Below are 18572 nucleotides of genomic sequence, written 5' to 3'. Positions count from 1 at the left end.
AATGGCTAGTAATCAAATAGAGAGAACAGTATTGAAAGAATCAGTACTAACCAATGGTAAATACAATAAGTCAATGCGTTGGATTGATGGCATGGCGCGTAAAGTGTTATTGGATTATTTAGGAAAAATGACTCAAGCCTCACTGACGATAAATGACCAATCAGGACAAGTTGTTTTGGGTGATCCATTAGCCCCTTTGCAAGCCGTGGTCGAAATTCATAATACCGAAGCGTATCGAAAAATTTTATTTGGTGGTGGTATTGGTGCGAGTGAGGCGTATGTCGCTGGTTGGTGGACAAGTCCGAACTTAACCAAGGTTATCCAAGTGCTAGGCCGTGAAGAAAGCGTGCTTGATAGAGTCGAAAATAGCTTCAGTAAACTGATTCAGTTTTTTGATTTAATAAACCACAAGCGCAATAAAAATACCAAACAAGGATCTAAAAAGAACATTTTAGCGCATTACGATCTCGGCAATGAAATGTACAAAACGTTTCTGGATAAAGAGATGTTGTATTCAAGTGCTATCTACCCCAATGCAGATGCAAATTTAGAAGAAGCTCAGTTATTTAAATTACACACCATTTGTGAGCGACTTGAACTAAAAGAGGGGGAAACCTTACTTGAAATAGGCACGGGCTGGGGAGCTTTGGCTATTTACGCTGCACAGCATTATGGTGTCAATGTTACCACAACGACGATTTCTGATGCTCAATATGAATTTGCAGAGCAGAGGGTAAAAGCTTTAGGCCTAGAAGATCGAATTACGCTTCTAAAGCAAGACTATCGTACCCTTGAAGGTCAATACGACAAATTAGTTTCGATAGAAATGATAGAAGCAGTAGGACACGAATACCTAAGTACTTTCTTTGACGTATGCAGTAGTCATCTAAAGCCTGAAGGTAAAATGTTAATTCAAGCCATTACGATTGCAGATCAACGTTATAACCAATACCGTAAAAGCGTCGATTTTATCCAGCGTTATATCTTTCCTGGCGGCTGTTTACCATCGGTTAGTGTTATGGCAAATAAAGTGGCACAAAATACCGATATGGTGATTACTTCTCTGCATGACATCGGCTTAGATTACGCAAAAACATTACGTCATTGGTATGAGCGTTTTGATGATGCAAATAGTGATTTAAAACAAATGGGTTATGGCGATGATTTTATTCGTTTATGGCAGTTCTATCTTTGTTATTGCGAAGGTGGTTTTTTAGAACGCAAGATCAGCACTGTGCATTTAGTGGCTGCCAAACCACAACATGGAGTGTGCTAGTCGATAATTATTTGCATTATATCAATCTAGATAAGTCAGCAAACAATTACTTCTTTAGATTGATATGGTAGGAGGCTTCAATGTCACGTTATTTCCCCCTTATTAATGCTATTTGGTTTCAAGTGATTTGGTTTTCCGTGATCCTTTATCAACAGCAAGCGACACCTTTTTTACTCGTTTCAATATTGCTTCATCTTTTGCTATCACCAACACGAAAAATAGACTTTTATTTACTCATTTTAATTTCGATGTTAGGTGTTTTGGGGGATGTATTACTGTCATTGACCGGCGTGTATCAATTTCCTAATAATGCACTAATTCCTGTTTGGCTCATTTTATTGTGGTGTCATTTTGGTTTTGCTATCAATCACAGTTTAGGGTGGTTATCACGCTTTCATCTTAGTTTAATTGCTTTACTTGGTGCGATTGCAGGCCCGCTAAACTATTTAGCGGGACATCGATTAGGGGCTGTGGAGTTCTCATATTCATATCAAATCACTTTATTTTCAATTGGGGTGATCTGGGCGGTTAATCTACCCGTATTTATTATTATTCAAAAGCGTTTAAGAGCAAGAATAAATAATGAGGGGAAGGATCATGAGAAGATTGATAAATATACTCACCATAGTAGTAAGCCTATTAACAATAAATAGTGTGGTTGCGGCCCCATTACAAGGTCTACAAAGCAGTGGTAAATCAGAACTGTCGTGGTTCTTAATCTCAGTGTATGAAGCGCAACTGTTTACTACTTCAGGCCAGTTTGTCTATGGTCAATATCCACAAGCACTTGAGATTGAATATTACCGTAATATCACGAAAGAAAACCTAATTAAAGCGACGAAAGAACAATGGGAAGAGCAATCAATTAAGCATCCTGATTTAGATTCTTGGTTAGTTGAATTAGAGCAGGTATTTCCTGATGTGAAACCGGAAGATAAATTAGTTTTTAGCATTGATGAGATAGGGAATAATCAGTTTTTTCTAAATGATAAACCCATTGGAAAAATAGCGAATAAAGACTTTTCTCAACTTTTTCTTGATATTTGGGTATCTGAAAAAACCACTTACCCAAATCTACGTCTTGAATTGATAGGAGATAAATAATGAAAAAGATAGTCCTATTTATTTTTAGTATTCTATTAGTAGGGTGCTCTTCTCAAGACATTAATGATTACGCAGGCACTAGCCCTGAATTTTCAATGAAAGCCTTTTTTCAAGGTGATTTAAAGGCCGAAGGGATAGTAAAGGACTTTAATGGCAGTGTGATAAGAACGTTTACCGTTGATCTTCAGGCTCAATGGGGTGGAGATACATTAACGCTAGATGAGCAGTTTTTATTTAATGACGGTGAAGAGCAAGAACGAACGTGGATTATTCAAGATCTAGGTGATAACTCATACACAGGAACCGCCAGCGACATTCTGGGTACGGCTGATGGAAAAAGTGCAGGAAACGCCCTTAACTGGAAATATTCGATGATATTAAAGGTAGATGATTCACACTATGAAGTTGAATTTGATGATTGGATTTATCAAATTTCAGACACCGTTGTTATTAATCAAACCGAAATTTACAAATGGGGTATTCAAGTCGGTCAAGTCGTATTGGTTATCCGAAAATAAAAGATGTAATAAACACCTTGAAATAAAACATGACGCTAAACCAAAACCACTCACTTTATTCCCTCGTCGAAGTGAGTGGTTTTTATTTCTTATTGTTTAATCATTTACATACAAGATCATGGTTACGATTTTTAATCGCTTTGTATGCTTTCATCATGTTCTCTTGTTTCACAAAGCGTTTTGGTGGAGTTAAAACTTCCAGTTGATAGTCAGAGTCTTCATTAGAAGCTTTTTCTATTGGGGAGATAACCACGACATTAAGCTTTGGGTTTAATTTTACTATTTGTGCCGCTGTGCCTAGACCATTCTCAATATGAAATTTTCCTGCAATATGCATGATTTGCGCTTTAGGGTGTAGCGCTAGGTAATTAACAATGCTTTCTGCCATGGTGGCATCCCACGTCATCTGAGCTGCAAATTGTTTCTGAGTTTGTTCTTCATCGCCGTGGTGCATAGAAGCTAAGAATTTTGATTTATAAGGGGAGTCAGAAAGGTCGATGTTTTTAGCTAACCATGACTTTTCATCAATATCGAGTTTATCAACATAACTAATGCCTTGTTGACCAATGCATTTTACGATTGGCTTTGGGGCATTTGCAGCGATCACATCACGTCCTTTAGCCTTTGCAATTTCAACTAATGGACGATAATCGCTTTCATAATTGGGCCATGCGTTAGCGTCAGACATTAACGTTTGTTCGCCAATTTTTCCTGACAAATACTCATCAACAACGGTTTGTTTATTACGGCTGAACTGCTCCATAGATAACGCTAATTTAGGGTTTGTTGCAGAGAGTTGTTTAAATAAATCGGTTTGAAAGCGATGGATAGCGGCATGAGTGTGCCATTCACCAATAAGAATTACATCAGCATCAATTATCTCTTGAGGTAAAGCACTAAGGGACAAAGGAGAGCCTGCTGGTGATAGTAATTGATAATCATAGAAACTGGTGATAGCTTGGGAAGGTGCTGATGTCGATTGAATTTGTTGACTGCAGCCTGACAATAAAAGAACAGAAGCAAGAGAAAATAAAACCGTGGATTTCATAATAGAGATTCAATAGAGAACAGTCCTATAGAGTAGGATAAAACGAGAGATAATTCAATCTTAATAGTAATCATTACCATTTGTGATGGTGTAATTTGAACTAGAACTCGTATCTCTGTCACAGTATTGCAATTCAAGACTCGTATAATCGGGCTCTTGGAACTCACATAAGGATATTACTATGAGTGCAAACTACCTTGATAAAACGAGGTATCATGAAGAGGTGGAATTAGAGTGGCTAGACGCAATTGAAGCGGGTCTATATTTCCATAATTCAATAGAGGTTGAGAGTGGTTCTGACACTACCCTCAACGATTAATGTTTTCAATGCTCACTATTTTTAATAGTACAAAGTGATTTAATCACTTGATTTAGGCAAGAAGGAAATAGATTCTCCTTCCGCGGTTAAAATTGAAATCTGCTCCGGCTTGCCTTTTTCATCCAATCTTAACTCCCCAATTGAACTTTTATTAATGAGCTTATCGTTATTGGCGACCGATGGATCTCGTTTGGTGACTAATAAATTCTTACGTTTCGTGAACCAGTTTAACGGTGAATGTGGGCTATAAAGTACTCTGTCCATAAAATCACATACACGTAATAGCTTATTGGGAAACTCATTTTTAAACCCACTGCAGGTGATCTGGTAAATATCAGGGCTTGATTTACTATGACGTAATTTAATGTCATAGGCGAAAGAGTAATGCACATCACCAGACAGAATTACAAAGTTTTGTGGTGTTTTAGGGTGAGTCAGAATACTCAATAATGTATTTGCTGAGCCTGGGTGAGTCATCCAATTTTCAGCATCAACCATTAATGGTTGCCCAAGTATCGTCATGGTTTTTTGGAGAGCTTCAATAAACTTAACCCCAAATATTGGCGTTGCTGAAACGATAATGATGGACTCTTGATCTATTAGTTCATGCTGAAGATCGAGCAAAGCCTCCCAATCCATCAAACCAGAGGGCTTATTGGTGTTAGATTCTGAGCGCCAGCGGCGAGTACGTGTATCTAGTACCACCATTTTTGGACTGGTGTGGATCGAGTAATGCCATTGTTCAAAGCGAGTAAGTTGCCAAATTAATTTATGATGCTGTGCGTTGTCGTAATTGGCAAATAACGCTCTGAATGATGTTAGGAACTCTTCATCAAACTGCTCTGGGTTATTTCCCCAACCTTGACATAGAAAATAGCTGATCAAGCCATTACCAATGACTTGAGAGGCTAGTAGATCACCATTTACGGCATTTTCCCAGCCAATAGTTAAATTCCAATCATCAGTAATATCGTGATCATCAAAAATCATATAGGTCGGCATATGCGCAAACAGTTGTTGTGCATCGTTTAAGCCTGCAACAAAAAGATCGATCTGCTGTTTTTCTTCTTGCCACATTTTTTGCCATTTTGGCTCTAGATTAGGCAATGAGTTTGGCAGAGTAATGCGCTTCCACAAAGTCGGGGACCATACGAGTAAGTACATGACAAAAAATTCAGCAATACTCATTAAATGGTTTTCATGCTTTGTTGAGCTGAAAATAGGACGAGTTTGATACAGGCTGCAGCGAGATAAAAAATTATTCCTCTCGACATAATGTGGCAAGATCTTATCTCGGTAATACAAATTATGAGGATGGGCATATAACTCAGTATCATTGGTGATTTCTGAGTGAATTAGAGTTTCTTCAAATAATCCTAATTGAGGAATAATTTGTTGAATAGCATGCAGCATAGGTCCAGCTACATCATCGGCATAGATTTGATCACCACTCATCATCAGTAAAGCGGCTCTCTCTTCAAGGGCTTGTGTCTTTAGTTGTTGGTTTGCAATAACTAAGCTGTCTTTACTGGCATAATGAGGGTTACGACAAGATCCATGTAAGACATAATCAGCCTTGTCTTTGATGAATAAGGTAAAAGAAGACTCATCTTCATATAACGCGTCAGGAACCAGTTGTGACAACAAACCATCTTGAGTGTCGATATCATATTGGATACGTTGATTAACCGGGAAATCAGCTTGGCAGCGTAGAAGATAAACCCAAGCGCATTGACCTAATTGAATGCCTTGTTCTTGTGTGATTTCAAACTCGTACTCACCACTGTTGGTACTGATCTTCGTTCGACCATGCAATGGTTTAGTAGTGGATAACCATAGGTTAATTTCATGAGCCATCGTTTTTCGAACCATAGGTCCAGCAAGAATAAAAGGCAGTGATTTAGACATCAATTAATACAACTCTTAATAACAGATGAGACCATCATAATACTTGCTATGACTAACTTGCAACATCTTGAGCTTTGGCGTTTTTGTAGATATCCAATGTTGTTAAGCGCTGTATTGCATGCTCAATAATAGGCTCTACATAATTATCAGGCTTTAATAGTGGTTTACTATTGGGCTGATGCAGCAGTTTTCCTGTTAGGGCTGTTAATTCAGGTAACCAATACTTAATGAAAACCCCTTTATTATCAAAGCGTTCACTTTGGGTGGTGGGGTTGAATATCCGAAAGTAAGGTGTGCTGTCACAACCTACTGATGCACACCACTGCCAACCGCCATTATTCGAGGCAAAGTCACCATCAATAAGTTTTGACATAAAGTACTGTTCGCCCCAACGCCAATCAATGTGTAAATCTTTAACTAAAAAACTGGCGGTGATCATTCGCAGGCGATTATGCATCCAACCGGTATTGTTGAGTTGTTTCATTGCAGCATCAACAATAGGGAAACCGGTTTCGCCTTTACACCACTGTTCAAATTTGTCTCTGTCGTTATTCCATTCAATGTATTTGTCAAAGCTTAAAAAAGCGTGGTTTTTAGATAATAATGGATAAAAGTGAAGTAGATGAGTGTAGAACTCTCGCCATATTAACTCATCAAGCCAAATTTCTTGCCCCTGAGTTAATTGGTTATTTGCTTCCAAATGCAAACGTAAAATGCACTGTTTTGCTGAAATCGCGCCAATAGCTAGATAAGGAGAGAGTTGACTCGTCCCTTCAATTGCAGGGTAATCTCGTTGCTCATCATATTGTTGTGATTTTTCGCGACAAAACTGACGCATGGCATCGACTATTGTTTTATTTGAAACTGACCACGCCTTACTTTCATTACTGATAGAGCCAGTAAATGTAGGGTCATGATAACGTTGAAGTGAGCGTAACTGTGTCGCCGATAACTCAACTGAAGCGGTCACTTTTTCAATGCTTGGAAAGTGCTGATAAAAGTACTCTCTCCATGCTTTTTTAAAGGGTGTAAAAACCTTATAAGGCTGGTGGGCTTTATTCCGTACCTTTCCAACATCTACGGCACATTTAGCATCATAAAAAGCACATTGAACATCAGAGAGTTGGGTTGCAACATTGGCATCTCTGCTTAATTCATCTGCTTCATATTCTTTATTGGCAAATAGATGTGATATACCAAGATCTTTACATAATCCGTGCAGTTGTGGTGGAACATCCTTGAACCAAGGGCAAGATAATACCAGCAAAGGGATATTTAATGAGTGAAGCTCTTTTTCAAGCTCAAGTAAGCGCCTCTTTATCAAATCGATTTGAATGGATGCTTTATGGTGTTGCTGCCATTGAGATTCGCTTGCAACAAAGATAGCAATAGTCGGTACTTGATTAGCAAGCGCTGCGGATAACGCTGGGTTATCCGCCACTCTTAAATCGGTACGAAACCAAACGCATTGCATGGTTAGTTTATAATCCATAACGTAATCTCAGCTCTTGAGGGTATGGATTAAGGAAAGATTGCTTTGCTAAATACTCATTGGTATGAATACCTAAATGGTGCTTAATTAAGGTAATTGGTGAAAGCAAAGGCAATAACCCTTGATTGTAATCTTGGATTATTTGAGCAAGCTCTTGTTTTTGTGGTGACTCAAGTTCTTTTTTGAAATATCCCTGAAGATGCATTAATACATTCGTGTTGTTCTTGCGAGAAGCTCGGATCGCCATTGTCTGCATTAGCTGCGTACGATAAATAGCAAAAAACTCATTAATATCGTAATCAGCCACTTTAGCCACCAATTTGCCTAAGTTTTTATATCCAACGGTGGAGTGTGACATCAGAGTGTATTTATAACGAGAATGGAATGCGATGATTTTCCCTGCGGTTGGAGCTCCCTCCATTGATTGATATAAATCGTGTAAACAAAATACACGAGTAATAAAGTTCTCTTTAAGTACAGGATCGCTTAATCGACCATCTTCTTCTACTGGTAGCCAAGGCATTTCCTTCATTAGGATTTGAGTGTAAAGACCAACGCCATTTTTTGTCGCACTGTTTTTACTGTATACCTTAACGCGTTCCATGCCACAGCTTGGCGAATTCGCACAAACAATATAACCACACATCTCTGTTTCTTTTAAACGATTCACCGTTTTTTGTGAGAAGTCGATCATTGAATCTGTATAGTCTAAAGAGGCATCTTTTGAATCAACAAGGGCAATTCTCTCTTCATTTGTGATTAAGCGTATGGTGGGCCTTGGTACCGACATACCGCTGCCAACTTCTGGGCAAATAGGGACATAAGAAAAATAGGGCGCAAGAACTTTAGAAGCAAACTTGTTGCTTTTATGTCCACCATCAAACCGAACACTGGCACCATTAACACAAGAACTTATACCAACTTGAATATCCATAATTGACTCTCCATTGCTTATTTTTATTATCAATAAGTATTTAAACGAATTAACGCTCGATTTGGATCACTTCAGCTTGACTCTTTTTTTGTACTCACGCAAACTGACTGTAAACATATTGTGACACCTATTATTTAAGGAATTTTTGTGCGTCTTGAAGTGCAATGTAAAGATCGATTAGGTCTAACCCGTGAATTGTTAGATATTCTGGCTTCTCAGAATATTGATTTACGAGATATTGAGATTGAAAAAACAGGCTTAATATATCTTAATTTTCCTGAAGTAGAATTTGATGAGTTCAGCCAACTAATGGCCAAAATTCGTCGAATTGATGGCGTTATGGATGTTCGTAAAATTCCATTCTTACCAAGTGAACGTCGTAATATGGAATTACTCGCAGTATTAAGTACCTTACCGGATCCTGTATTTGCAATTGATCTCAAAGGGAAAATTGATAATGCAAATCAGGCAGTTGCGTCTTTATTTAATGTAGATAAAGAGGCACTCATTGGTGAGCCTGCGAGTATGTTATTACCAAATTTTAATGTGATGCATTGGTTAGAAGAGTCTCGTGTTCGTCAGCGAGAGTCTATGGATATTGCAGGCATGAATTACGTGATGGAAATCATGCCGGTATACATTACCGATGATGATAATGCCTCAATTTTAGCCAGTGCAGTAGTGATCATCAAACCTGCAATGGATCTAAAATTAGCTCGTCCATTTATTCCAGAATCCTCTAATCTTGGCTTTGAGCATTTTGTAGGGTCTTCGACTAAATATAAAACCTTGATCTCACAAGCAAAGAAATTATCAGATATTGATCAATCATTATTGATCCAAGGTGAAACGGGCACAGGCAAAGAAATGTTAGCTCGTGCTTGTCACAATGCCTCTATCCGTTCAGGAAAAGCCTTCATGGTGGTTAACTGTGCAGCCATGCCTGATGATGTCGCTGAGACTGAATTGTTTGGCTACGCTCCAGGTGCATTCCCTAATATGCCTGAAGGAAAAAAAGGGATCATTGAGCAAGCGGATGGTGGCACGGTCTTCTTTGATGAGATCAGTGAGATGAGCCCACTGTTACAAATCAAACTGTTACGTTTTATTCAAGATGGTAATTTTCGTCGAGTGGGTGAAGAGAAAGAGATCCATGTTGATGTAGGGATCATTGGCGCAAGTAAGAAGGAACTACTAGAATTAGTGGAACAAGGCGTATTCAGAGAAGATCTTTATTATCGCTTAAACGTATTATTTTTGGAGATCCCACCACTGCGTGAGCGTCCTTCTGATATTGCTACTTTGTTTGAGTTTTTTGTGGCTCAGTTATGCAAAGAGTTGGCTATTGTTAAACCGTCTATTTCAGAAGAGGTGTATGAGTATTTACGCAGTTATTCATGGCCGGGAAATGTACGCCAGTTAAAGAGTTCGACACTAAAAGCGTTAACTCAAATGGATAGAAATCAGTTAAATACCTCACATTTCATGCTGCCAATATCAGATGCTAAAGCAGCAAATATGATGGATATTAATGTAGATGGCACACTTGATGAGATCATGAAATCGTATGAATCAATGATCCTAACTGGACTATACGGTGAGTTCCCATCCAGTCGTAAATTAGCAAAACGATTAGGTGTTTCGCATACCGCAATAGCGAATAAGTTGCGAGACTACGGAATAGGTAAGAAGTAGGGGAATGACATGGATGTGCATTTTGAGTTTGACCATTATCAAGTTCGTTTAATTAAAAGCAGTGATTCTGTGATGATTGCTAATTACTTTATGCGCAATCGACACCATTTAGAACCATGGGAGCCCAAGCGCGCGAACTCCTTCTTTACCGCTGAAGGTTGGAAGCAACGTTTATTGCAATTGGCTGAATTACATAAACATAATTTGGCTTTCTATTTTGTGATTTTTGATACTCAGGAGAAGAAAATTATTGGCTCAGTGAGTTTTAGTAACATTACTCGCTTTCCATTTCACGCCGGTCATGTTGGCTACTCTCTTGATGAACATTATCAAGGTAATGGGATTATGCAGCGCGCGCTAGAGCATACGGTGGATTGGATGTTCTCTGTTCAACATCTTCATCGGATCATGGCTGCGTATATTCCACACAATAAAAAAAGTGGTAATGTGTTATCGACACTGGGTTTTGTTAAAGAGGGAGAGGCGAAAGATTACCTCTACATTAATGGTGCATGGGAAGACCATATTCTTACCTCTAAGATAAATAACCATTGGCTGCCAGAATAATTCTATTTTTTTGGCATAAATATAAGAAAAAATGGTTTAAATTGAAAGTTAGCATAGAGAAGTCGTTTAATTGGTGTACTCTATTAAGATGATTTTTAAGACAATGATAATAAAGAAGGAATTTACATGCTGAAGTTCATTAAGTTTTTACAATTGCTGATTTTAGGTGTTGTTGGTGCATTTGTTATTCAATCAACCGTACTACATGGTATTGGTATTTTCAGTGAGCGCTACGTGATCATGAGCTTGGTGCTGACCGTATTATTAGAGCTGGCTATTTTCATTATCTACAAGCTAGTAGAAGATGATTTTACCAATGAGCCTAAAGTAAAATAACGACAAATTTTACGTTAACAGCAAATAAAACCGATACACTTTTAGTCAAAGGTATCGGTTTTTTTATGCCGTTTTAATGTGCTCTTTTGAATTAAAACAGATCGCTTAATGCACTATCAATGGCATTAACCAACTTAGTAATGTGTTCAGGCTGTGAAATAAACGGAGGCATCATATAGATCAGTTTACCAAATGGACGTATCCAAACGCCTTGTTCGACAAAGTGTGCTTGGATTTTTTCCATCTCAACAGGCGTGGTTAATTCCACAACGCCTATTGCGCCAAGCCATCGAACATCGGCAACCACATCGTGTTTTTTAAGTTGAGGCAGTAATTCTGAAAAGCAGGTTTCAATCTGTTTAGTTTGAGTCTGCCAATGATTTTGTTGGATCAGTTCTAAACTGGCATTCGCAACAGCACAAGCCAGTGGGTTTCCCATAAAGGTTGGGCCATGCATAAAGCAGCCCGCATCTCCACTGCATACAGTATCAGCAACAACTTTACTGGTGAGTGTTGCAGATAATGTCATGTAGCCGCCTGTAAGTGCCTTACCAATACACATGATGTCAGGTTCAATGCCTGCGTGCTCACAAGCAAATAACTTTCCTGTTCGTCCAAAGCCGGTTGCTATCTCATCTAGAATCAGAAGTAAGCCATATTGATCACACAAACGGCGCACTTCTTTCAAATATTGAGGGTGGTATAAACGCATTCCGCCAGCCCCCTGAACAATAGGTTCAAGGATCATGGCGGCGATCTCTTCATGGCGTTCAGCCAGTATCTTTTCTAAAGGAAGAATATCTTCAGGGTTCCATTCACCACCAAATTTACTGATTGGTGATTCAACAAACAGATGCTCTGGTAAAAAACCTTTGTATAAACCGTGCATAGAATTATCGGGATCAGTTACCGACATCGCGGCAAAGGTATCACCATGGTAACCATGTCGAACGGTAACGAATTTCGATCGAGGTTGTCCTTTGGCGTGCCAATATTGCAGAGCCATTTTTAAACTTACTTCGACCGCTACTGAGCCAGAATCGGCTAAAAAGACTTGCTCTAATCGAGAAGGGCTCAGTTCAACTAACTTTTTACATAAATCGACTGCAGGCTGATGCGTAATACCACCAAACATCACGTGTGCCATTTTATCGGTTTGATCTTTAAGCGCTTGGTTAAGGTGAGGATGACAGTAACCGTGAATGGTAGACCACCAAGAAGACATTCCATCAACCAATTCCGCCCCATTTTCTAAATAGAGATTGACTCCATTCGCGTGAGTGACAGGGTAGCAAGAAAGCGGGTTAATTGTAGATGTGTAGGGATGCCAAATGTGCTGACGGTCAAAATCCAAGTCGACGCTATTGTTCATTAATTCACCAGTTGTAAACTTTATCCATCCATTAAGGTTGACAGTGTATCGTTTAACCGTAGACTAGCCAAGTATAAATAGAGGCCAAAAGGCATAATCAAAAGTGGTCGGATCTTAGCAATAGCAATGGTTATAGCATGTTAACGAAAGGAATTTACACGTGGAAGTGAGACATAACTGGACAGTAACAGAAGTACAGGCGTTGATGGATAAGCCGTTTATGGACTTAATCTTTGATGCTCAATTAGTACATCGTAAGTATCAGCAAACAAACTATGTACAAGTAAGTACACTGCTATCTATTAAAACGGGCGCTTGCCCTGAAGATTGTAAATATTGCCCGCAAAGTGCTCATTACCGCACTGACGTTGATCGTGAACGCTTGATGGAAGTAGAAAGCGTTTTGGATGCTGCGAAAAAAGCGAAGAACTCAGGTTCAACCCGTTTCTGTATGGGTGCTGCTTGGAAAAATCCAAAAGAACGTGATATGCCTTATCTGTTAGATATGATCAAAGGCGTCAAAGAGATGGGTCTTGAGACGTGCATGACGTTAGGGATGATCACCTCAGATCAAGCGGGTGAATTATCAGAAGCGGGTCTCGATTACTACAACCACAATTTAGACACCTCTCCAGAGTTTTACGGAAATATCATTACGACCCGAACGTATCAAGATCGTTTAGATACGTTATCGCACGTTCGTGATGCAGGGATGAAGATCTGCTCTGGTGGTATTATTGGCATGGGTGAAAGTGACAGTGATCGTGCGGGTCTGTTTGTTGAATTAGCGAACCTTCCTCAGCATCCTGAATCTGTCCCTGTTAACATGTTGGTAAAAGTAAAAGGCACGCCATTAGAGGATGCAGAAGATGTCGACCCATTTGATTTTATTCGTTTAATTGCGGTTGCACGTATCATGATGCCTGGATCTGCCGTGCGTTTATCTGCCGGTCGTGAAAGCATGAATGAGCAGATGCAAGCCTTATGCTTTATGGCAGGTGCAAACTCGGTATTTTATGGTTGTAAATTACTGACGACACCAAATCCTGATGAAGACAGCGACATGCAACTGTTTAAGAAACTGGGTGTGAATAGTCAACAAGTTGCGCAAAAACCAGATGTGGTTCAAGAGCATGAATTGTTAGATCGCGTTGCTGAGCGTGTTGCTTCTCGTCCTGAAAAAGACGATCTATTCTATGAAGCGAGCGTTTAATCAACGTATTAGCTCCGCACTGACACAGCGTAAGCAAGCGGGGCTGAATCGTTCTCGAACGGTAATAGAGCAAGGTAATCAATCTCGATTAGTGGTGGATGGTCAATCCTACATTAACTTTTCAGGTAACGATTACCTTGGTCTTGCTGGCAGTGCAGAGTTAACTCAAGCATGGCAACAAGGCTTATCTTTATATGGCAGTGGTAGTGGCGCTTCACCATTAGTGACGGGTTACTCAAAACCTCATGCCGATTTAGAATCTCAACTGGCTGAATGGCTTGGGTTTGATTGCGCATTACTGTTTAATTCAGGTTTTAGTGTTAATCAAGCGGTGCTTTTTTCATTATTAGAAAAAGGCGATACCTTACTGCAAGATAAACTCAATCATGCATCATTAATGGAAGCGGGTATATTGTCACCTGCGACGATGAAACGCTTTAAGCATAATGATATATCTCATCTAACCAAATTATTAACAACGTCTGATAATTCACCTTCTTTGGTCGTCACCGAAGGGGTTTTTAGTATGGATGGTGATTTATCACCCCTGTCACAGATTGCGAACGTAACCCAAGAAAATAATGCGTGGTTAATGGTGGATGATGCCCATGGATGTGGAGTCTTAGGTACTGGCGGGCGAGGGTGTTGTGATTTTTATCAAGTAACGCCAGACATTTTAGTCGTCACATTTGGTAAAGGGTTTGGTTTATCTGGCGCAGCAGTGTTATGCAATCAAGAATGTGGTGATTATTTGGCGCAATTTGCTCGTCATCATGTCTATTCAACAGCAATGCCGCCTGCTCAAGCTCACGCCTTGTCTCATGCTTTATCTATGATCCAACAACAAGAATGGCGACGTGACAAACTTAAAGAATTAAATCAACAATTTGAATCAGAATTGACTGGTTTTTTAGGAGCGGTGAAAACAAATACGCCGATAAAACCGATTATTATTGGTGAAGCAGATAAAGCAATGAATGTCTCTGCCGCACTTAAAGATCAAGGATTGTGGACAACTGCTATTCGTCCGCCTACCGTGCCAACAGGAACTGCGAGGTTAAGAATTACGTTAAGTGCCAATCACTCACAACAAGACATTACACAGCTAACCCAAGCAATAACTGAATTAGGATGATGGAGTTATGGTTAATCAAGCGCTCACCATAGAAAGCTTACATTGGACACCAAGCCAAGAGAAACAAGCGATTCAAGCGGCGTTTAGTAAAGCGGCAAATACCTATGATCGCTCGGCGGAATTTCAGCGTCAGGTAGCGGATACCTTATTATCTTATTTACCTCAAGATCTGTCAGGACTGCGTATAGTAGATGTCGGCTGCGGGACGGGCTATTGCAGTGATCAACTGTTGAAACGCGGCGCAACGGTTGTAGCGCTTGATCTTTCTCGATCTATGTTAGATAAAGCCAAAGAGCGCTGCGGTGAAATAAACATAGATTACGTGCAGGGAGATGCAGAGCATTTACCGTTTAACGATAATACATTCGATATGGTTATCTCTAGTCTAGCGTTGCAATGGTGTCAGGATTTATCTGTACCATTACGAGAAATGAAGCGAATTACCCACAGTAAAAGCAAGGTTATATTTTCAACTTTGTTAGATGGCTCACTGTTTGAGTTGAAAAAAGCGTGGTCAAAGGTTGATTTATATCAACATGTTAACGATTTTATTACGCCATCTATGGTAAACCTTGCGTTAGCGCAATCTGAATGTAACAAGTTTACACTAGACTGCACGCCAGTCGAGATGACGTATTCTTCTGCTCTTGCTTTAATGAAAGATTTAAAAGGAATTGGAGCAACGCATTTACCTAATGGTCGCCACTCAGGTTTATTGAGTAAAGAAAAGCTGTTAGCTGTGGAAGAAGCGTATCGAATTTTTAAGAATGAATTTAATAAGTTACCTGCTACTTATCAGGTAGGCTTTGGAGTTATAAGTAATGATTGATGCATTTTTTGTTGCAGGTACAGATACAGATGTAGGTAAAACGGTTTCTTCTAAAGCGATTTTAGATGCATTAGATATGAAAGGACTGAATACAGCGGCATATAAACCGGTAGCAGCGGGCTCTGAAGACAAAGGTGAAGGCGTTCAACACTCTGATGCAATCCATTTACGCTCTGCTGCTAATGTTGAATTAAGTTACGAAGAAGTAAACCCTTATGCATTGCTATTGCCTGCATCGCCACACATTGCAGCAAAAGCTGAGAATGTTGTAATTGACTATTCTGTTCTTTCACAAGGCTTAGCGGCATTAAAAGAAAAATCAGACATTGTTTTGGTGGAAGGTGCTGGTGGTTGGCGTGTTCCTGTGTCTAAAAACGATTGTTTGTCTACTTGGGTGAAACAAGAGAAGCTACCAGTCGTATTAGTGGTAGGTATTAAGTTAGGCTGCCTTAGCCATGCCATGTTAACGGCAGAAGCGATTCAACATGATGGCTTAGAGATCATTGGGTGGGTAGCAAACCGAGTAAACCCAGGTACTGAAAATTACGCTGAAATTATCAAGATGTTGGAAGATAAAATGCCAGCACCAAAATTAGGCGAAATCCCATATATGCCAAGTACTAAGCGTAAAAATATGGGCAAATACATTAATTTAGATGTGTTAGAAAGCTAATTACTATTGCTATAAATACATTTAAGTACAAAACACAGAAGCCAATATCTTTCATGATGTTGGCTTTTTTTTGGGCATTAATTACATTGGTATGAAAACGTTTCTCTAAATAGCGTCACCATCGCTCGTGTCTTTTCAGGCAAATAGCTTGGTGTTGGGTAAACCAAAGTAATGGTTAAATCTGTAAAAGAAGTTCTGGGTAAGACCTCAATGAGCTGGCCATTTTTGATGTTATCTTCAATTAAGATTGAGGGTAGAAGAGCAATGCCTTTACCTGAAAGTGCCAATCGTTGCAGCAAATGTAGATCATCACTAAATAATTGATAATCAAGCCCTTGAGGGAGCAAGCTTTTATTATAACGGCTAGCAAGCAGATGAAAGTCATTTAACTGAGCCACATTATCAGGGTGTCCATTTAGTGTTAAATACTCTGGAGAAGCAACCATACTATAAGGAATTTGAATTAAGCGTTGCTGAATATAGTCATCATGTAAAGGCTCGATATAGCTAGGTAGAATTTGTAGATCAACATTTTCACGACGAAGATCCAACGATTGAACATGATGCTCAATCTCTAATTTAACCTCACTATACTCCTTCATATACTGTTCAATTAGCTGAGAGAAGATCTCAGTCATTCCAAGGGCGGGGGGAATCGCTACTTTTAATCTACCTCTTGGCGTTAAGTGATGCTCTCTCATTAATCGACTCGCATCCACTAAAGTATTGATAGGATTAGAGGTTTGCTCATATAGCCATTTCCCTTGCTGGGTTAATTCAATCGCTCTTGTCGTTCTGATAAGTAATTGATGACCAAGGGCTTTTTCTAACTCTTGTAGGCGACGACTAACCTTTGAGCGTTGTAATCCTGCAAACTGCGCGGCAGAGCTAATGCCCTTATGTCTAACAATGAGAACAAATAGATAAATATCATCAAATGAAACGACGCTTTCTGGATGGTTTCTCATTTCTATTGTCCTGTTAATAGGTCATATGAGTATTATTTTGCCATCTATTCGAAATAAAATCACGCACTATAATGAGAACCAGATCACAGCAATTTTGACTTTATTGAGAACTTCTATGCAAGCTGCAGAGCAAAAATTCAAACAATGGATGCGTATACTCATCGTATTATTTCTTATCGTTACGGCTTATTTAGTGATGGCAGATAGAGTAACGCCATTAACAACCCAAAGTAAGGTTCAAGGGTTTGTGGTTCAAATATCACCAGAAGTGTCTGGTCGAGTAGTTGAAGTTAACCATACTAATAATCAATTAGTTAAACAGGGTGAATTACTGTTTAAGATTGATGATGAAAAATATCAATTGGCCGTTCAAAAAGCCGAAATCGCACTTGTTCAAGCAAAAGAACAAGAAGCGTCGTTAGTTGCGGATATCGAAGCGGCACAATCGAATGTTAAAACAACACAAGTTACGGCGGAAAATGCAAACCGTGAGTATCATCGTATTAAGCGTTTAGCGAAATCAGGTGCTGTTTCTGCGTCAGGTTTAGATTCGGCGCTTACTAAGCGAGACCAAGCTTCAGCAAACTTTATGGCATCGAAGCAAAAATTACATGCATTACAAGTGAAACTAGGCAAAGGTAGTGGACAAAGCAGTGCCGTGCTATCAGCAAAAAATGCCTTAAAACAAGCATTGCTGAATTTAGAAAATACTCAAGTCATGGCGCAAAGTGAGGGGATAATTACCAATATGCAGCTCCATGTCGGTTTGTTTGCCAATGCTAATCAGCCGTTACTGACTTTTATTCCGACCGATTCACTGTGGATCTCTGCAGATTATCGTGAAAAAGCGACCTCAAAGATGAACAAAGGAATGCATGCTGAAGTAGCTTATGATGCGCTGCCGGGTGAGGTGTTTCCATTATTGGTAGAGAGTCGAGACTATGGGGTTGCCTCTGCTCAACAAAAAGCCAATGGTCAATTGAGCAGCGTAGAAGTGAGTAACCGTTGGGTTCGTGATGCACAGCGAGTACGAGTCAATTTAATCAGCGAAGAGGCTATTTCACCAAGGCTATTTGTAGGTTCACGAGCAACGGTTATTATTTATACTTCAGGCAATACCGTCATTGATTATATTGGTCATAGCTTAATTACCATGATCAGTTATCTACATTATATTTATTAATT

General features: G+C 39.4%; 19 protein-coding genes. 13 read left to right on the top strand and 6 right to left on the bottom strand.

From position 1 onward, the window contains the following. The first annotated feature begins 1 nt into the window (after position 1). The 4 genes from PVK62_RS04015 (at position 2) to PVK62_RS04000 (ending at position 2898) form a co-directional block, all read left to right on the top strand. Positions 2 to 1276, top strand: a complete 1275-nt coding sequence (locus PVK62_RS04015; protein WP_274442950.1) for an SAM-dependent methyltransferase — start codon at positions 2 to 4, stop codon at positions 1274 to 1276. Positions 1277 to 1356: 80 nt separating this feature from the next. Continuing rightward, positions 1357 to 1929 (top strand): DUF2878 domain-containing protein, encoded by a 573-nt coding sequence (locus PVK62_RS04010; RefSeq protein WP_274442949.1) that lies wholly within the window; start codon positions 1357 to 1359, stop codon positions 1927 to 1929. After that, the gene (locus PVK62_RS04005; protein ID WP_274442948.1) at positions 1874 to 2380 is read left to right on the top strand and encodes a chalcone isomerase family protein; all 507 of its coding nucleotides are present in this window, start codon (positions 1874 to 1876) and stop codon (positions 2378 to 2380) included. Before PVK62_RS04010 ends, PVK62_RS04005 begins: the two co-directional genes overlap by 56 nt. Then, positions 2380 to 2898 carry a DUF3833 domain-containing protein gene (locus PVK62_RS04000; protein ID WP_274442947.1) on the top strand — a complete coding sequence of 173 codons (519 nt, stop codon included), beginning with the start codon at positions 2380 to 2382 and terminating at the stop codon, positions 2896 to 2898. The genes PVK62_RS04005 and PVK62_RS04000 overlap by 1 nt, the downstream gene beginning before the upstream one ends. Positions 2899 to 2998: 100 nt before the next feature. On the opposite strand, the gene PVK62_RS03995 is transcribed toward PVK62_RS04000, so the two are convergent. Then, entirely contained in the window at positions 2999 to 3946 is a 948-nt protein-coding gene (locus PVK62_RS03995) for a ChaN family lipoprotein (RefSeq protein ID WP_274442946.1), read from the bottom strand. Between the two features lie 181 nt (positions 3947 to 4127). On the opposite strand from PVK62_RS03995, the gene PVK62_RS03990 reads away from it, so the two are divergent. After that, positions 4128 to 4265, top strand: a complete 138-nt coding sequence (locus PVK62_RS03990) for a hypothetical protein (RefSeq protein WP_105064051.1) — start codon at positions 4128 to 4130, stop codon at positions 4263 to 4265. A gap of 39 nt (positions 4266 to 4304) precedes the next feature. Here the strand turns inward: PVK62_RS03990 and PVK62_RS03985 are convergent, their stop codons facing one another. From PVK62_RS03985 to PVK62_RS03975, 3 genes are read right to left on the bottom strand one after another with little or no spacing between them, the layout of a single operon-like run. Further along, positions 4305 to 6173 carry an alkaline phosphatase family protein gene (locus PVK62_RS03985; RefSeq protein ID WP_274442945.1) on the bottom strand — a complete coding sequence of 623 codons (1869 nt, stop codon included), beginning with the start codon at positions 6171 to 6173 and terminating at the stop codon, positions 4305 to 4307. A 52-nt stretch (positions 6174 to 6225) separates the two neighbouring features. Next, positions 6226 to 7665 (bottom strand): deoxyribodipyrimidine photo-lyase, encoded by a 1440-nt coding sequence (gene phrB, locus PVK62_RS03980; RefSeq protein ID WP_274442944.1) that lies wholly within the window; start codon positions 7663 to 7665, stop codon positions 6226 to 6228. Beyond that, positions 7655 to 8599, bottom strand: coding sequence for a YbgA family protein (locus PVK62_RS03975; protein ID WP_274442943.1), 945 nt, complete (start codon positions 8597 to 8599; stop codon positions 7655 to 7657). The genes phrB and PVK62_RS03975 overlap by 11 nt, the downstream gene beginning before the upstream one ends. A 147-nt stretch (positions 8600 to 8746) precedes the next feature. Between PVK62_RS03975 and tyrR the strand changes: the two genes are divergently transcribed. From tyrR to PVK62_RS03960, 3 genes are all read left to right on the top strand, one after another. Then, a complete protein-coding gene (gene tyrR / locus PVK62_RS03970; RefSeq protein ID WP_274442942.1) occupies positions 8747 to 10294 on the top strand; it encodes a transcriptional regulator TyrR in 1548 nt (515 codons plus the stop codon). A 9-nt stretch (positions 10295 to 10303) separates the two neighbouring features. Then, positions 10304 to 10861 (top strand): ribosomal protein S5-alanine N-acetyltransferase, encoded by a 558-nt coding sequence (gene rimJ, locus PVK62_RS03965; protein WP_274442941.1) that lies wholly within the window; start codon positions 10304 to 10306, stop codon positions 10859 to 10861. Positions 10862 to 10987: 126 nt separating this feature from the next. Then, complete coding sequence (locus PVK62_RS03960; protein WP_274442940.1) at positions 10988 to 11197, top strand: hypothetical protein; 210 nt, start codon at positions 10988 to 10990, stop codon at positions 11195 to 11197. A 91-nt stretch (positions 11198 to 11288) separates the two neighbouring features. Here PVK62_RS03960 and bioA read toward each other — a convergent pair whose 3' ends face one another. Beyond that, positions 11289 to 12569: an adenosylmethionine--8-amino-7-oxononanoate transaminase gene (bioA, locus tag PVK62_RS03955; protein ID WP_274442939.1), complete on the bottom strand. Its 1281-nt coding sequence runs from the start codon at positions 12567 to 12569 to the stop codon at positions 11289 to 11291. Positions 12570 to 12729: 160 nt separating this feature from the next. On the opposite strand from bioA, the gene bioB reads away from it, so the two are divergent. The 4 genes from bioB to bioD are packed head-to-tail and all read left to right on the top strand — an operon-like array spanning position 12730 to position 16419. Further along, a complete protein-coding gene (gene bioB / locus PVK62_RS03950; protein WP_274442938.1) occupies positions 12730 to 13782 on the top strand; it encodes a biotin synthase BioB in 1053 nt (350 codons plus the stop codon). Beyond that, positions 13766 to 14917 (top strand): 8-amino-7-oxononanoate synthase, encoded by a 1152-nt coding sequence (bioF, locus tag PVK62_RS03945; protein ID WP_274442937.1) that lies wholly within the window; start codon positions 13766 to 13768, stop codon positions 14915 to 14917. Before bioB ends, bioF begins: the two co-directional genes overlap by 17 nt. Positions 14918 to 14924: 7 nt before the next feature. Then, positions 14925 to 15746, top strand: a complete 822-nt coding sequence (gene bioC, locus PVK62_RS03940) for a malonyl-ACP O-methyltransferase BioC (RefSeq protein ID WP_274442936.1) — start codon at positions 14925 to 14927, stop codon at positions 15744 to 15746. After that, entirely contained in the window at positions 15739 to 16419 is a 681-nt protein-coding gene (gene bioD, locus PVK62_RS03935; RefSeq protein ID WP_274442935.1) for a dethiobiotin synthase, read from the top strand. The genes bioC and bioD overlap by 8 nt, the downstream gene beginning before the upstream one ends. A gap of 77 nt (positions 16420 to 16496) precedes the next feature. Here the strand turns inward: bioD and PVK62_RS03930 are convergent, their stop codons facing one another. Beyond that, positions 16497 to 17387 carry a LysR family transcriptional regulator gene (locus PVK62_RS03930; protein ID WP_274442934.1) on the bottom strand — a complete coding sequence of 297 codons (891 nt, stop codon included), beginning with the start codon at positions 17385 to 17387 and terminating at the stop codon, positions 16497 to 16499. Between the two features lie 115 nt (positions 17388 to 17502). On the opposite strand from PVK62_RS03930, the gene PVK62_RS03925 reads away from it, so the two are divergent. After that, on the top strand, positions 17503 to 18570 hold the full coding sequence (locus PVK62_RS03925) for an HlyD family secretion protein (protein WP_274442933.1): 1068 nt from the start codon (positions 17503 to 17505) through the stop codon (positions 18568 to 18570). Positions 18571 to 18572: the final 2 nt, after the last annotated feature.

It is taken from the genome of Aliivibrio sp. S3MY1 (assembly GCF_028765575.1).
Taxonomy (GTDB): Bacteria; Pseudomonadota; Gammaproteobacteria; order Enterobacterales; family Vibrionaceae; genus Aliivibrio.
This window is presented reverse-complemented; position numbering and strand designations above follow the sequence as displayed.

Excerpts from the sequence above, each read along its gene's own strand:
- PVK62_RS04015 (WP_274442950.1), top strand. The coding sequence starts at position 2 with ATGGCTAGTAATCAAATAGAGAGAACAGTATTGAAAGAATCAGTACTA.
- PVK62_RS04010 (WP_274442949.1), top strand. The coding sequence starts at position 1,357 with ATGTCACGTTATTTCCCCCTTATTAATGCTATTTGGTTTCAAGTGATT.
- PVK62_RS04005 (WP_274442948.1), top strand. The coding sequence starts at position 1,874 with ATGAGAAGATTGATAAATATACTCACCATAGTAGTAAGCCTATTAACA.
- PVK62_RS04000 (WP_274442947.1), top strand. The coding sequence starts at position 2,380 with ATGAAAAAGATAGTCCTATTTATTTTTAGTATTCTATTAGTAGGGTGC.
- PVK62_RS03995 (WP_274442946.1), bottom strand. The coding sequence starts at position 3,946 with ATGAAATCCACGGTTTTATTTTCTCTTGCTTCTGTTCTTTTATTGTCA.
- PVK62_RS03990 (WP_105064051.1), top strand. The coding sequence starts at position 4,128 with ATGAGTGCAAACTACCTTGATAAAACGAGGTATCATGAAGAGGTGGAA.
- PVK62_RS03985 (WP_274442945.1), bottom strand. The coding sequence starts at position 6,173 with ATGTCTAAATCACTGCCTTTTATTCTTGCTGGACCTATGGTTCGAAAA.
- phrB (WP_274442944.1), bottom strand. The coding sequence starts at position 7,665 with ATGGATTATAAACTAACCATGCAATGCGTTTGGTTTCGTACCGATTTA.
- PVK62_RS03975 (WP_274442943.1), bottom strand. The coding sequence starts at position 8,599 with ATGGATATTCAAGTTGGTATAAGTTCTTGTGTTAATGGTGCCAGTGTT.
- rimJ (WP_274442941.1), top strand. The coding sequence starts at position 10,304 with ATGGATGTGCATTTTGAGTTTGACCATTATCAAGTTCGTTTAATTAAA.
- PVK62_RS03960 (WP_274442940.1), top strand. The coding sequence starts at position 10,988 with ATGCTGAAGTTCATTAAGTTTTTACAATTGCTGATTTTAGGTGTTGTT.
- bioA (WP_274442939.1), bottom strand. The coding sequence starts at position 12,569 with ATGAACAATAGCGTCGACTTGGATTTTGACCGTCAGCACATTTGGCAT.
- bioF (WP_274442937.1), top strand. The coding sequence starts at position 13,766 with ATGAAGCGAGCGTTTAATCAACGTATTAGCTCCGCACTGACACAGCGT.
- bioC (WP_274442936.1), top strand. The coding sequence starts at position 14,925 with ATGGTTAATCAAGCGCTCACCATAGAAAGCTTACATTGGACACCAAGC.
- bioD (WP_274442935.1), top strand. The coding sequence starts at position 15,739 with ATGATTGATGCATTTTTTGTTGCAGGTACAGATACAGATGTAGGTAAA.
- PVK62_RS03930 (WP_274442934.1), bottom strand. The coding sequence starts at position 17,387 with ATGAGAAACCATCCAGAAAGCGTCGTTTCATTTGATGATATTTATCTA.
- PVK62_RS03925 (WP_274442933.1), top strand. The coding sequence starts at position 17,503 with ATGCAAGCTGCAGAGCAAAAATTCAAACAATGGATGCGTATACTCATC.